Origin of the sequence: Chamaesiphon minutus PCC 6605 (genome assembly GCF_000317145.1) — a bacterium.
Lineage (GTDB): Bacteria > Cyanobacteriota > Cyanobacteriia > Cyanobacteriales > Chamaesiphonaceae > Chamaesiphon > Chamaesiphon minutus.
In genome coordinates this window covers 5,250,146-5,265,318 of the sequence record NC_019697.1, presented here as the reverse complement: position 1 = coordinate 5,265,318, position 15,173 = coordinate 5,250,146, and the positions used below count along the sequence as shown (strand labels likewise).

11 protein-coding genes are annotated in these 15,173 nt (G+C 44.9%); 7 read left to right on the top strand and 4 right to left on the bottom strand.

The window, feature by feature from the left end; all coding sequences use genetic code 11:
• Positions 1–460: 460 nt before the first annotated feature.
• Positions 461–1,171, top strand: coding sequence for a HEAT repeat domain-containing protein (locus tag CHA6605_RS23980; protein ID WP_015161963.1), 711 nt, complete (start codon positions 461–463; stop codon positions 1,169–1,171).
• A 199-nt stretch (positions 1,172–1,370) separates the two neighbouring features.
• Positions 1,371–1,520 (top strand): hypothetical protein, encoded by a 150-nt coding sequence (locus CHA6605_RS23975; RefSeq protein WP_015161962.1) that lies wholly within the window; start codon positions 1,371–1,373, stop codon positions 1,518–1,520.
• A gap of 168 nt (positions 1,521–1,688) precedes the next feature.
• Here CHA6605_RS23975 and CHA6605_RS23970 read toward each other — a convergent pair whose 3' ends face one another.
• From CHA6605_RS23970 to CHA6605_RS23960, 3 genes are all read right to left on the bottom strand, one after another.
• On the bottom strand, positions 1,689–2,357 hold the full coding sequence (locus CHA6605_RS23970; protein WP_015161961.1) for a GDYXXLXY domain-containing protein: 669 nt from the start codon (positions 2,355–2,357) through the stop codon (positions 1,689–1,691).
• 113 nt (positions 2,358–2,470) lie between these two features.
• Complete coding sequence (locus tag CHA6605_RS23965; RefSeq protein WP_015161960.1) at positions 2,471–3,922, bottom strand: DUF2157 domain-containing protein; 1,452 nt, start codon at positions 3,920–3,922, stop codon at positions 2,471–2,473.
• Between the two features lie 706 nt (positions 3,923–4,628).
• Positions 4,629–6,002, bottom strand: a complete 1,374-nt coding sequence (locus CHA6605_RS23960; protein WP_015158054.1) for an IS4 family transposase — start codon at positions 6,000–6,002, stop codon at positions 4,629–4,631.
• 236 nt (positions 6,003–6,238) lie between these two features.
• On the opposite strand from CHA6605_RS23960, the gene CHA6605_RS23955 reads away from it, so the two are divergent.
• The gene (locus tag CHA6605_RS23955) at positions 6,239–7,864 is read left to right on the top strand and encodes a sensor histidine kinase (protein WP_015161959.1); all 1,626 of its coding nucleotides are present in this window, start codon (positions 6,239–6,241) and stop codon (positions 7,862–7,864) included.
• Positions 7,865–7,942: 78 nt separating this feature from the next.
• A complete protein-coding gene (gene ileS / locus CHA6605_RS23950) occupies positions 7,943–11,374 on the top strand; it encodes an isoleucine--tRNA ligase (RefSeq protein ID WP_015161958.1) in 3,432 nt (1,143 codons plus the stop codon).
• Here ileS and CHA6605_RS34520 read toward each other — a convergent pair.
• Positions 11,357–11,530 carry a hypothetical protein gene (locus CHA6605_RS34520; protein WP_015161957.1) on the bottom strand — a complete coding sequence of 58 codons (174 nt, stop codon included), beginning with the start codon at positions 11,528–11,530 and terminating at the stop codon, positions 11,357–11,359. The two genes, ileS and CHA6605_RS34520, sit on opposite strands and share 18 nt — an antisense overlap.
• Before the next feature lie 236 nt (positions 11,531–11,766).
• Between CHA6605_RS34520 and plsX the strand changes: the two genes are divergently transcribed.
• From plsX to fabD, 3 genes are all read left to right on the top strand, one after another.
• On the top strand, positions 11,767–12,813 hold the full coding sequence (plsX, locus tag CHA6605_RS23945; RefSeq protein WP_015161956.1) for a phosphate acyltransferase PlsX: 1,047 nt from the start codon (positions 11,767–11,769) through the stop codon (positions 12,811–12,813).
• 273 nt (positions 12,814–13,086) lie between these two features.
• The gene (locus tag CHA6605_RS23940) at positions 13,087–14,094 is read left to right on the top strand and encodes a beta-ketoacyl-ACP synthase 3 (protein WP_041548424.1); all 1,008 of its coding nucleotides are present in this window, start codon (positions 13,087–13,089) and stop codon (positions 14,092–14,094) included.
• Between the two features lie 179 nt (positions 14,095–14,273).
• On the top strand, positions 14,274–15,167 hold the full coding sequence (gene fabD, locus CHA6605_RS23935) for an ACP S-malonyltransferase (protein ID WP_015161954.1): 894 nt from the start codon (positions 14,274–14,276) through the stop codon (positions 15,165–15,167).
• Positions 15,168–15,173: the final 6 nt, after the last annotated feature.

Sequence of the window (15,173 nt, the reverse complement as noted above, 5' to 3'; positions counted from 1 at the left end):
AATAAAGTCGAGCTAACATCGAAGGCAGACAACCGTCGATAGATATTTCTTCGATCGAAAAATTTCGACTAGAATGAGTGAAAATATCGTTAATTGCACTCCTGTAGCATGTTTTGTTACTTTTTAATGGTTGTAGTATCCATTTTTCGTAAAACAATAAACTATGTACCAGGCTAATTACTTCGATGGTAGCCGAGGCAATTAGCCTAGATCCCTTGCTATGAGTAATATGGGTTTGTAAGGGGAGGTCGAGAGATTTTAGAGAAATGTGATGAAAAATCGTAATCGTAGATCCATTTGTTTTTGATTTTACTACTAATAAAATTTATTAAGTTACGTGTGTGTGTTACGCTAGTATTGCCTAAAAAGTTTAGTACGATGAATACATAAAATTCAAAACATTGTTTGTATAGAAGAAGACTAAGTCAAAATTAAAAAGTACATAAATTCCATCAAGCTCATGTCACTAAGCAAAGAAGTTCTGGATGCAGAAATAGATCGCTTAATAAAAGTGATAACAAGTAGCAATATTGGAGAGCGTAATAGCGCAGCTAGAGTATTAGGGGCTATGAAAGAGTCAGCTAAATCTGCTATTCCTCAATTAATTCTACTTCTCCAAGATCCACAGACAACCGTTCGAGAGGGTGCTGCATTGGCATTGGGATATATGGGAGAGTCGGCTAGATCTGCTGTCCCTCAATTAATTTTACTTCTCCAAGATCCACAAATAGATGTTCAAAATGCTGTCATTTATGTGCTAGGACTGATAGGGAAAGTAGAAGAATCTACCATTTCTCAATTAATTACCCTGCTCAAAAATTCAAATTCAAACGTCCGGAATTATGCTGCATATACATTAGGGAATTTGGGTAGCTTGGCTAAATCTGCCGTTCCTCAATTAATTCCGCTCTTAAAAGACCCAGAGCCAAACGTTCGCATCAGTACATCACATGCGTTAGAAGAGATAGGAGAATCTGCTGCTCCACAAATAATTCCACTCCTTGAAAGCTCGAATCCAGGCATTAGGAGGAGAGCCGCTGAGGCATTAGGACACATGGGAAAGGCATCTCTACCTGCTATTCCAAAATTAGTTTCACTTCTTCAAGATCCAGACACGCGTGTCTCACAGACAGCTCAGGAAGCTTTACACCGTCTTGGCTATGTTGAATGATAACCGGGCTGAGATACCCACGACCTGGTTTGTGAATGCGGCAACCCATACTTGGCAGAGGTTGCAGCATTCATCTAAAAGATTTTTAATTCATCACACTACATCAATAGACTAGTTAAGCTGTTTTCTATACAGCTTTTGTCTCTGTTTAAATAGCTATAAGCACAGATATTTTATTACCAACTTACTTGTAAAGATTATGACTGTCAAAGCTAGAAAAGTCAAACAATTAAATATCAAACTTCCCGTTCGAGAGCTGTCAATTCTAGAAACCTTTACCGAGCAGGCAGAAAGAACTAAAACAGATGTGATTCGAGAATTTATTAGAGCTTTGCAAGTTAATACTTAATTTGAAGCTCGAGCTTATGCAGCAAGTACGGTGACATGAATTGGGGATACATTCGCACCAAGTAGTCTTGTTCCGGCTATGGTTCCCCAATTGTCAAAATTAGACTTCGATCGATAACCGCTCGCAAGAAATATACACGTAAGCTAAAAAACGACAACGATCGAATTATTAAAATCGATATTGTTTGTCGCCTACCCAGAGACTTACAGGCGTAGCCAACCCACGATTATCGACTTTGACTTCTACTAATAAATTGCGGCTGCCAGATCGAGTGGAAACGATCTCTGTATTTACACCATCTTTGCGATCTTCGGGCATGTAGTAAGTCTCTAAGCCATAAATGATACTATCGCCATTTGATACGCCACGAATGGCAATTTTATCTGCGGATAAGTTCGTAGGTAGTCTAGCATCGATTGCCACTGGCTTCCATGCTTGCGGGGTATTAGCAGTTGGAACGGTTTTGTTCAATGTTACATATACTTGCTGGTTGCGGTCGAGATTCGCACTACCTTTTTGACGTTTCAAATTTTCCCAGCCTGGTAAATTCTTCAGAGTATTAAAACTAGAAATATCGTAACTCAAGATTTGATAATAACCTCTGAGTAAATCGTAGGGATCTACAGGCATAGTTTTGAGAACGACAGTCGTCCCGGTGGCGAGTGCATAAATTGACTGCGCAGCAATACTACCTATCAGTAAGGATTGTATAAGTAGAGGTACAGCCAATCTACCAAAAGGTAATTTCTGATGTGGCTCCAACAGCGGCGGAGCATTTACAACATCGGGTTCTGCTATCGGCTCTACTGGTTGTCGATCGAGATTTTCCATGCTCATAAAACTGACTCCAATATCCTAAATATTATTTAAGTAACTACGCTCTTTGGTACGTTATGCTAGCGCAGTAACACACCCTACAATTCTCCCTGAATTTAACTACCCACTATCCCCTAATTCACCTTTGCCTCACTCAAATTACGGACGTGTCGCTCGAACCACAAACCAACAGCAATAATTCCAAGTCCACAGAGGATAAATAATAATGATTTGGTCATTAAATCGTTTTGAGTCATCAAAAACCAAATAATAATCCTACTAGAGAGCAATCCCAACCCAAACCAAAAGGCACCGCGATCGCTATTTGCTAATCCCGATCGGATCGCAACAATTGTCACTGCAATTAATAAGCCCCAAAAGATGGCTGGAAATAGCAAGAACAAAAAAGTCGGTTTAGCGGAGGTGCTAGCTGTATCGATCGCATTAACTTGAGCGAAGATTGCAATCGCAAGCGTACAACTAGCGATACCAACTGCCGTTGTCGTCCAATTCCACGGATAATGGCGAGAATTATTGCGAGATTGCCAAATTAAGTACAGCCAAATACCGATAGTAACGATCGTGAAAACCACGCTATCCCAAGTTAAGAACTGTGCGGACAAACGAGCCTGACTTGATGCCATCATTACGCCAAAAAAAGGTGTAAATGAAAGAGTAAAACAGGTCAGTCCTAAAGATAATGCACCCAGTCGTCGGCTAATTTGAGGAAATGCGCCGATTTTATTGCGATGATTCCCTTGCCACCATTGCGAAAGATTACCATACCCCCATAACAATAGTGGCGGTACGCTACAGGCAAGCATAAAATTGATAACTGGAATCCCCCGCGATGCCCATGTCATTGAGGGCTGTAGTAAATTGCTCTGGAAAGAAGAGATAATCGCAATCCCTGCGAGTGTAAAAATCGCTTGAGAGCGGCACCAATAAGCCAAAGGTAAGAATAAACATGCCGCCGCAATTGGCATGTGTTGAAAGACAAAATAAGTCCAATTGGGGTCGATATCTACTCGATCGGACGACCACAATCCACTAGTGTAAGCTTGCCAATAACCCATCCCCATCAGAATCTGCGCGAGGATACCCAGCGATGTCAATCGCAAGCTATAAGCCATCAATAATACCCCTATCGCCCAGGCGATTAAGAGTTGAAACAACTCACCCCTAACGTGGAACATCTGCCCCATCAGAGCCATATTGCCCCCCAACATCAAAGCTCCTAGCAGTAACAATCCCTGTCCGAATCGTTGCTTGCCACCTGCTGGTTCGCGCCAGAGATAAAAGCCCAATAGATTGACACAAATAAACGCGCCGAGCAAGATGCCCACCCGCCATTCTCTAGCTAATTGTTGCCAATTTGCCGAAACAAAAGTCAATACCCCGATCCCAATTAGTACGCAACCCAAACCCATTAATAAGGTAATCAAACTATTGCGAGATTCGACATCTAGATCTGAAAATTGGTACCTCTGGGCGATTCGATCGTGTATAGCGCGATCGATTAAACCTTCTTGCGCCCATAAATCGGCTTCACGTCTTAATTGGCGACGAAATTTGGTTGGTAACATATGTCCGCGAAATTGTAGATTGTGGGTTGTCCGACAAATTTACTTACTGCCTCACCGCTCCCCCTTTTCCAGAAATCTAGTATGCGATCGAAATGTCAGGGCAGCTTAAATATATTCGACCACGATCTCGATCGGTAAAAAGCGCAGTTTGTGACAGTTTATATATTGGTTGGCGATCGCTCTCTTCTGGGTTAGTTAATTCCACCAAGATTCCATCAATTGGGATACGATCGAGATTGGAATACAATATTGGCTAGGACATCTGTAAATAACTGATAGCAAGTCCTGGCACCATCGATCGTCTCGAATGGTACTTAATTTCGATCGACAGAGTGCAGAAACATTTCACTGTACTCACAGCTTGCACCCTCAGCCGATCGAAGCATCTGGTGCAATCAGCCAAAAGATAGAGAGAACATAATTATTAGTATCCCATAATGTATAGAGCTTAGTTGAGGTTTTGTCTAGAAACTTGACTGAGACAGCATTTAAGCCTCAATTGATGATTTTGCTGAAACTAAACTAGCTTCTGGCAAGAGTTAGGCGATCGGTCTCAAATGGCGTCTGTGGAATGATGAGTGGTGTATTTACTTAGTGGGCGGACAATTGAGCTACAAGTCAGCAAATTAAGTTTGCTCGATAGTAATGACTTAATTTAGAAATTTTTGGCTGACATGCTCGATACATTTTAAGCATTAGTGACAAGTTAAGAAGCGATCGCACTTGTCAAGCGGGCTTGAGGCGATGAGTCGAAGAAAAAATTGTCTGTTCGACTCATAGAATCAGGAAAAGGTGCAATAATTAACTTAACATTAGGTTTACGAACAGTTTTAACAATACCTAAATCTTGATTCTCTGGGGCAGCAAAATAGGTGACTGGATTGGCAGCTAAACCTTTATGATGAGCTACATGAAAGTGATAAAGACCTCGATAAATCATCTCTAAAGAAATGCGGTCGAATGGGAGAGATAATTCATCAGCTACAGCATCACCTAAATCGACTAGAACTGCATAAAACAGCCAAGTCCCCCACATCTGTAATTTAATTCCATTAACTGAACCAGTCCATAAATAACTCAACCCGAGCAATCGTTTAACAGTATTAAAAGCCTCTTCAATTCGCCACCGTCTTCCGTACAAATCGGCGACTACATAGGGAGGAAGATTCAATGGGTCGAGTACACTAGTTAGATAAGAATACCAGACTTTACCCACTTTAATTTCGACTAATCTTACAGTTATATATGGAGTCTTTTTGGTGCCAGACCCCATCCGCACTATTCGGTCACGGATACTATAACTATTGCTAAATACTCGCTCTATCTGTAGCGATGCACCTTTTTTTAATCGAGTAATAAAATGAATATCTCTGTTAATTAATTCTTGCCAAAATTGGAAATGATAGAAGCCTCGATCCAAGAGCAATAAAGTGCCCGATGTTACTAAATTCAGGATATCTTTCTCAAAATTAACATCTGAAGCTTTGGGATTTTCTCTAAACCAGATTTCAATCGGCAATCTCGTCACCAAATCTATGACTACTCCCATTTTTCCCGCTAGTTGTCCGATTGGCACATCAGATAAGCTATCTAATTTCTTGAATATCGCTTCCAATGTGGAGCCATCACATGCCCAAATCCGCTCAAATTTTGCTTGAGCAAATTCAATGCTTTGTGGCAACAATCGCTGTTTTCTCTGGTGCCACTTCACTCTAAATTCTGGCAGTAATTCCTTAAACACTCTCTCAAATAACTCAGATGGAAAGGTCAGAAATCTTTGTGCAATCGCCTGTTGACTTACTTGTGTTGGCTCACACCACAAAAATCCTTCTCGCCCTAACATTCGGCTTAGTTCTCTGACTCCTGGCACATTCCGCCACAGTAGCGTCAGCACTGCTGCCATCATCAAGGGTAAATTTAACAGCCGATTTCTCAGCCCTAATTGTCGGTAGTAATGACTTTGATTGAAAATTGCTGGTGTCAATAAAGCCTCTACTTGAGCGGCGATGATCTCATCTTCCACACCTGGTTGGTGGTTCTTTTTGGCGTGGTCGCGGTTACTTCTTCGGCGGCTGGTCATCAGGCCTCTATTCCCTCAAACTCTTGACTAGAAACAGTTTGGCATCTTTTTATTACCCTTTTGACAAATCTCTGATTTTCTTAACTTGTCACGAATGCATTTTAAGTATAATGTTTTGCCCTAACATTAAATGTTTTAATATTGGAGCGTTCGCAGTCACTTTCGATAGTTTCGTCGTGCTGAAGTAGATTTTTCATCTAAGTAAATCAGCGGAGATACATATATCTAAATCGATAATGGAATATTTCACACACCTATTGATGTCAGAATTTTTTATTCCCCACGGACATTGTTACCTGTGGAAAACCGAATTAGTAGGATTACATCTGATATCGGATCTAACGACCGCGATTGCCTATTTTTCGATTCCATTGACTTTATTTCATTTCGTTGAAAAACGCGAAGATCTACCCTTTAATTGGATTTTTAATCTATTTGGGGCATTTATTATTCTGTGCGGGACTACTCACCTGTTAGAGGTCTGGACGCTGTGGCATCCAGTATACTGGCTCTCCGGCACTGTGAAAGCTGCTACTGGTATCGTTTCTGCTTATACTGCCCTAGTATTGGTGAAATTGATTCCACAAGCTTTGCTGCTGCCGAGTCCAGCGCAGTTAGCAGCGACAAATCAGGCACTAGAGCAGCAAATCCGCGCTCGTGAGTTAGTTGAAGCCCAACTTCAACAAGTTAATGACGAACTAGAAGCACGGGTGGCTGCACGGACGCTAGAACTAGAAGCCGCGATGCTTTTGACTAGAAATTTGGCCGAACGGATGACACTAGCGACCGATGCTGCGCGAATGGGTGTTTTTGACTGGAACTTAGTCACCAAAAAATTGGTCTGGAATGACTATCATGCGAAGATGCTGGGCTATACATTCAGCGCGGCGGAGTACTCATATGCAGATTGGGAACGACGAGTTCATCCTGAAGATTTGCCCGCAGTCAAAGCAGCACTCGAACTGGCAGTTACTACTCACAGTGATTTTGTAACACAGTACAGAGTAATTTGGCCAGATGGTAGTATCCACTGGCTCGACGCATTTGGTAGATCTTACTACAACAACGATCGGGCCGATCGAATGCTTGGCATCATCTGTGAGGTTACAGAGCGCAAGCAGACCGAACTTTCTCTCCAAGAGCAGACGCTCAAACTTGCCAAAACCACTGCCCTACTCGAACGACGCAATCAAGAATTAGACCAGTTTGCTTATATTGTTTCTCACGATCTCAAAGCACCCCTGCGCGGAATTGCCAATCTCTCGGAATGGATTGAAGAGAGTCTGGCTGAAAAAATTGGTGCTGAAACCCAAAATTACCTAAACTTAATGCGATCGCGGGTAGTCCGGATGACATCTTTAATCGATGGTTTGCTCGATTACGCCCGTGTCGGTCAGACTGAGGTAAGTTTGACAACTTTTGCGATTGAGGATTTATTAGCAGAAATTATCGATTCTCTGAACATTTCGGACAGTTTTAGGATCGATTTACCCACAAATCTACCGCCGATCGTCACTAATCGCTTACTTCTAAGCCAAGTCTTTGCTAATTTAATCGGTAATGCTTACAAACATCACGACCGCACTGATGGACACATTCAGATTACCGCCCAGCTTCAAGCAGATTTGTGGAAATTTGCGGTGACAGATGATGGCCCAGGCATTCCCGCAGCCGATTTCGATCGGGTGTTTGATATTTTCCAAACTTTAGTCGAGCGAGACCGACAGGAAAATACCGGGATCGGATTATCGATTGTCAAAAAGCTCGTCCACAGTCATGGTGGCGAGATCGCAATTGAATCCGAACTCGGTCGAGGGACGACTTTTCGGTTTACCTGGTCGCAAGCAGATAGTGTCCTTTAAAGACTAGCGATCGAATCGGCCATACCTCCACCTGTAAGCCTATAATATACGGATACAAACAATCGAGCATTTACTACTGTGACAGCACCAGGAAGTTACAAAAATACGGTAAACCTACCCCAGACTAAGTTTGACATGCGCGCTAACGCTGTCATTCGCGAACCCGAACTGCAAAAATTCTGGGCAGACGAGCAAATTTTTGAACGACTGTCACAGTCCAACCCTGGCGAGATTTTTGTGCTGCACGATGGCCCTCCATACGCTAATGGCTCGCTGCATATGGGTCACGCGCTGAATAAAACGCTCAAAGATATCATCAACCGTTACCAACTGCTCAAAGGGCGCAAAGTCCGCTACGTGCCGGGATGGGATTGTCACGGACTACCGATCGAGCTTAAAGTCATCCAAGATATGAAGCCAGCGGAACGTCTGAGTTTGACACCGCTGGAACTACGGCAGAAAGCGGCAGCATTCGCGCTCAAAACGGTAGAAGAACAAAAGATCGGCTTCAAGCGGCTGGGTGTCTGGGGGGAATGGGATAAGCCCTATCTCACCCTGCAACCCGAATATGAAGCGGCACAAGTTGGCGTGTTCGGAAAAATGGTGCTCGAAGGCTATATCTATCGCGGCTTGAAACCCGTGCATTGGAGTCCCAGTTCCAAGACGGCTCTGGCAGAAGCAGAGCTAGAATATCCCGAAGGACACGTCTCGCGGAGTATCTTCGCTGCATTTAAGGTCACGCAGGTTGCCGATGCTGCTAAGGCAATTTTAGAACCATTTCAGGAAGATTTAGCAGTCGCAATCTGGACGACTACCCCTTGGACGATTCCGGCGAATTTAGCCGTGGCGGTAAATCCCGATCTCAACTACGCGATCGTCGAAGTTGCCGCACCAGAAGATAATAAATACGATGGCTGCAAATATGCGATCGTGGCTGCCGATATGGTCGAAGGATTAGCTGCTAAATTTAACCTGCATCTAACTACCAAAGCCGAAATCAAAGGTGCAGATTTAGAACATACTACTTACAAACATCCGCTCTACGATCGCCACAGTCCGGTGATTATCGGCGGCGACTATATCACGACAGAATCCGGGACTGGGTTGGTACATACCGCCCCAGGGCACGGTCAAGAAGATTATATCGTCGGTCAGAAGTACGGTTTGTCAATTCTGGCACCTGTCGATGGCGATGGTAATTTTACCGACGAAGCCGGAGAACTATTAAAAGGTGCGAATGTTTTAGGCGATGGTAATGAATTAGTCATTCAAGCCTTAATCGAAGCTCGATCGCTAATTAAAGAGGAATCATACGCACATAAATATCCCTACGATTGGCGTACCAAAAAGCCGACAATTTTCCGTGCTACCGAACAGTGGTTTGCATCGGTTAAAGGGTTTAAAGAAGCAGCACTAAAAGCGATTTCCGAAGTCGAATGGATTCCCGCTCAAGGTGAGAATCGGATCACGCCCATGGTCGCCGAACGATCGGATTGGTGCATCTCTCGTCAGCGCAATTGGGGCGTACCAATTCCCGTTTTTTATGATGCTGAAACCAACGAACCATTACTAACAGAAGCATCGATTAACCACGTCCAAAACATCTTCCGCGAACATGGTTCCGATGCGTGGTACTCCATGTCTGTTGAAGAACTATTACCCGAATCTCATCGTCATAATGGCCGTACCTATATCAAAGGTACCGACACCATGGATGTCTGGTTCGATTCTGGCTCCTCCTGGGCGGCGGTTGCCAACCAACGAGATAATTTAATCTATCCAGTCGATATGTATCTCGAAGGCTCCGATCAACATCGGGGTTGGTTCCAATCGAGTTTGCTCACTAGCGTCGCTAATAATGGCATCGCACCATTTAAAACCGTCCTCACCCATGGCTTCGTATTGGATGAGAAAGGCGAGAAAATGAGTAAATCATTGGGCAATATCATCGACCCAATGGTGGTGATGGATGGCGGCAAAAACCAGCAGAAAGATCCGGCTTATGGAGCCGATCTCGTCCGCTTGTGGGTATCATCGGTCGATTATGCGACTGAAGTCAGAATCGGCCCCAATATCCTCAAACAATTATCTGATGCTTCCCGCAAAATTCGGAATACAGCGCGATTCCTGCTCGGAAATATCCACGACTTCGATCCAGCAAAAGATGCCGTGCCTTATGCTGAATTAGCCGAACTCGATCGATATATGCTGCACCGGATGAGTGTGGTATTAGCCGAAATCACCGAAGCATTCGATCGATATCAATTCTTTAAATTCTTCCAACTAGTTCAGAATTTCTGCATCGTCGATCTGTCCAACTTCTATCTAGATATCGCCAAAGATCGCCTCTACATCAGCGCGCCGACATCCTTCCGGCGTCGCAGTTGTCAGACAGTCTTGGCAATTATCCTCGAAAATCTCACCCGCGCGATTGCCCCCGTCCTCTGTCACATGGCAGAAGATATCTGGCAGTATTTGCCCTACCAAACCCCTTATAAATCTGTATTTGAGTCTGGCTGGGTCAAACTCGATCCGCAATGGTTACAGCCGGATTTAGCCCTCAATTGGGACAAAATTCGCGACCTGCGGACAGATGTCAACAAGGTGATGGAACAGGCGCGCACCGATAAAGCGATCGGTTCTAGCCTAGAGGCAAAGGTATTATTGCAAGTGAGCGATCCGGAACTCAAAGCGAAGTTGAGAGCATTTTCGGCGCATTCGGAACCCACGGAACCCACGACACCCACCCCCAGCCCTTCCCAGGAGGGTAGTATGAGGGGGGGAGTGGTAGTTAGTGCGACTACTTCTCGGACACCGACGATCGATAAATTAGTTAATGCCTCGCCGCTGCCACTCATTCAAGAAGTATTGCACAGCGGGGGTAACGTCGTAACTGGTAGCATTGCCACAGCGATCGAAGCATATAGTAAAGGTTGGCGATTGATTGGCAATATTCTCCTGGTATTAACCGGAGCATTTGGATTGTATATCGCGATCGGATTGCTCGATATCGTTAATCGGGTTCCATTTGTAGAAACGACTCTCCAAGGCGTCGGGATGGTGATGAGCGGCTTATTCGTAGTGCGTAATTTGTTAACCAAAGAGAAACGCAAACAAACATTCGATCGCGCGATCGCCTACAAGGATTACATCATCGGCGCACAATATTACACCGAACGGACGGTATCGGCGATCGAAGACTCAGGCGAATTAATCCCAAATACACCCGTACATGTCCCGACGAAACCAGCCGCACCCCAAAATGCATCTAATGGCATTGACGAATTGCGATACTTTTTCCTCGCATCGCAAGTCGAGTTAATCGATGATGCTAGCCGACTAGAAGGTTTGCAACATCAAACAACTGTTGAAACTGGTAAAATTGGTGTAGTAAATGCTGATGGTACCAAGTGCGATCGCTGCTGGAACTATTCACCTACAGTCGGTCAAAATAGCGAACATCCAGTAATTTGCGATCGATGTGTGGATGCGTTAGCTGGTAAGTTCTAGTAAATAATAGCCTCTAAGTATCCCCAAGTTTTTAAAGAACTTGGGGATATTTGCATCTAAATCAACCAATCGATCGAGTATTTCTCCCACCCAACTTGCATCCACCAGTGTTAACTTTGGTAGATATTCTGTCAGACACCAAATCATCTGCAACATCAGCTCGATCGAATATCTCCTCAGTGGTTAAGTATTCCTGAAACGTCTTAAGCTGTTACTCTTTTAATTTACTTACCTCCTCCCCGCTCCCCGCTTTCCTGCCTAGCCTTTCATACATCACTCCAGCAAAGCCAAAAACCATTACTAGCAAATTGAGCTAGTATGTTTCCGTTCGATCGTGTGACTGGTGGCCATATTCTGGTAGAATTCGGATGGTTTCTACTTAAGTGGCATCAATGGCTTCAACTCGCGCACGCATCGCACTTGACGCAATGGGTGGGGATGATGCACCCGCCGCCATCGTCGCGGGTGCGATCCTGGCCCAAACAGAATTAGCAGATGTAGACGTCATCTTGGTCGGCGATCCCGATCGAATTCAGGCTTGTCTCGATCGGCATCCCAACGCTCCTAAAATCGAGGTCGTCCCCGCCGAAGGGACGATCGAAATGCACGAAGAACCGCTGGGTGCCCTGCGGCGTAAGCCCAAGGCTTCGATCAATGTATCGATGCAGCTCGTCAAAGATGGTAAAGCCGATGCGGTAGTCTCGGCTGGGCATTCTGGCGCGGCGATGGCAGCCGCATTATTGAGACTGGGACGGTTGAGGGGAATCGATAGACCTGCAATTGCGGCGGTATTTCCTACCAATCGTGCCGATAAGTCGGTATTAATTTTAGATGTCGGTGCAAATGTCGATTGTCGTCCCAAATATCTCGAACAATTTGCCGTAATGGGTTCGATCTACAGTCAGTATGTACTGGGGGTAGAATCTCCCAAGGTGGGGCTATTAAACATCGGCGAAGAAGAATCTAAAGGTAATGCCGTAGCTCTCGAAGCACACGAGATTTTGCAGCAGAACCCGCATATTAATTTTGTCGGCAATGCAGAAGGGCGCGACGTCCTGTCGGGCAATTTTGATACGATCGTCTGCGATGGTTTCGTGGGGAATATCTTGCTCAAGTTTGCCGAAGCGGTAGGCAATATCGTCGTGCAAATGCTCAAGGAAGAGCTACCACGGGGGCTAAATGGCAAAGTCGGTACGGCTCTACTCAAACCCAACCTCAAGCGGCTCAAGAAGCGCATCGATGCCGCCGAACATGGTGGTGGTTTACTATTAGGAGTAGAAGGCGTCTGCATTATCAGTCATGGCAGTTCGGATGCTTTTTCGATCGCGAATGCGATCCGTTCTGCCAAGAGTGCTGTAGATAAAAATATCATCGCCCAAATCCAATCTTCGACTCGCGATACCGCACCTCGAAAAGAAACTACCGTTGCTGGCGACTAGTCGATATTTGTATTGATGTTGGGGGAAAGGTTAAAGGGTAAACTCACATCTTGCATCAGTCGAAATATACTAGTGCTTAGTGTAAACCCAGGGTACCCACAAGGGGCACCCCTACACAATTAACCTGTAGGGGTACCCCTTGTGGGTACCCCACTATCTACACTTTTACTGGTCTTTGTAGATCGAGATGTGAGTAAAAGTATTTTAAAATTTCCCCTTTTCCCTTTCCCCTTTGCCCTTCTTTTCCAATCCCTACCCCCACCCTCTACCTAAATGCCATCAAACTACACATCCATGGGAGTTACCTTTATTGGCTGCGGTGCGGCTGCTCCAGAGACTGTAGTACTCAATGATGCATTAGCGCAGGTGGTAGATACTTCTGATGAGTGGATTTCTAGCCGCACGGGAATTCGGCAGCGGCATATCAGTCACGATCGCGAGTCGCTAGCTGGTTTGGCGGCGCAAGCGGCACAGCAGGCTCTAAACATGGCGGGAATGGTTGCGACGGATGTCGATATGATTATCTTAGCGACTTCTTCTTCTGAAGACTTATTCGGTACGGCTTGTCAGATTCAAGCGCAGTTAGGCGCGACGAGGGCGGTAGCTTTTGACTTGACAGCAGCTTGTTCGGGATTCGTGTTTGGTGTAGTTACTGCGTCGCAATTTATTCGATCGGGTGTATATCGGAATATTCTGGTAATTGGTGCGGATCTGTTGTCGCGATGGGTGGATTGGAACGATCGCAATACTTGCGTATTATTTGGCGATGGTGCGGGTGCAGTGTTGCTGCAAGGCAATCCAAATCTCGATCGCTTATTAGGCTTTGAAATTAACAGCGATGGTACCCAAAATCGGTGTCTCAATCTGGCTTTCAAACCCGAACTGCGCGAGTTATTGCCCGGTATTACTCTGACTCAAGGTAAGTATCAATACATTACGATGAATGGCAAAGAAGTCTATCGATTTGCCATCAATCGCGTTCCCGATGCGATCGATAAAGTCATCCATCAAGCCAATCTAACTAGTGCTGATATCGATTGGTTGATCTTGCATCAAGCTAATCAACGCATTATGGATGCTGTCGCCGAACGCCTGCAAATTGCGCCCGAAAAGGTAGTTAGTAATGTTGCTAAATATGGCAATACTTCCGCAGCTTCAATTCCGATCGCGCTCAATGAAGCGGTCAGAGCTGGTAAAATTCAAGCTGGCGACACGATCGCCACTTCTGGTTTCGGTGCGGGTTTGAGTTGGGGTGCTGCCATCTTTCAATGGGGCAATTGAATTTTAGTGGATAGTGAATAGAGATCGCAATTAAGATAAAATACGATCGATCGCCAATAGTTAAAGTTGAAAACTTTCTAATAACTTTAGACGAGCTTATGTTTGAAAAAACAAAAACTGTTACCAAGATTCACTTCGGCCTTTACATTAAAAGATAAATATAACAATTAATAATTAATATGAAAACTGCATGGGTATTCCCCGGACAAGGCTCGCAAGTACTCGGAATGGGTGTAGATTTAATCGAGCTAGATGCGGCTAAAAAAACATACGATCGAGCCACAGAAATTCTCGGTTGGTCGGTAGTCGATATTTGTCAAAATGATGAAGAAAAATTAGCAAATACTCGCTATACACAACCGTGTTTGTATGTCATTGAAAGTATTTTAGTAGACGCGCTCAAACAGCGTGGTTTGAGTCCCGATGCTGTGGCAGGGCATAGTTTGGGCGAATATGTGGCCTTGTATGCGGCGGGAGTATTAGACTTCGAGACGGGATTGGAACTGGTCAAACGTCGTGCCGAATTGATGGATCTGGCGTCGGAAGGGGGAATGACAGCCTTAATCGGTTTCGATCGAGATAAACTAGAACTCGCGATCGCCGATAGTGAAGGTGTCGTCATCGCTAACGATAATAGTACCGCTCAGGTGGTAATTTCTGGTACCAGTGAAGGGATTGCGGCGGTATTGAGCAAAATTAAAGTCAAACGTGCCATCCCGCTGAATGTTTCTGGTGCCTTCCACTCGCCGCTGATGGCAACAGCCGCCACTGAGTTTGGGAAATTGCTCGCCCCAATTGAGTTTCGCGAAGCCCAAATCCCCGTGTTGTCTAATGTCGCGCCGACACCAACCACAAAGGGTAGCGAACTCAAAGCACAACTCGATCGTCAAATTACAGGTTCGGTACGGTGGCGAGAAATCTCGCTCCAGTTGGCCGCATTGGGCATCGAGAGATCGATCGAAGTCGGCCCTGGCAAAGTCCTCAATGGACTGATTAAGCGTACTTGCGAGGGCATTTCGACGGTACAGATGGGCACTCGATCGGATTTAGAATCGATGTTGCCCAATCTATAGTCTACC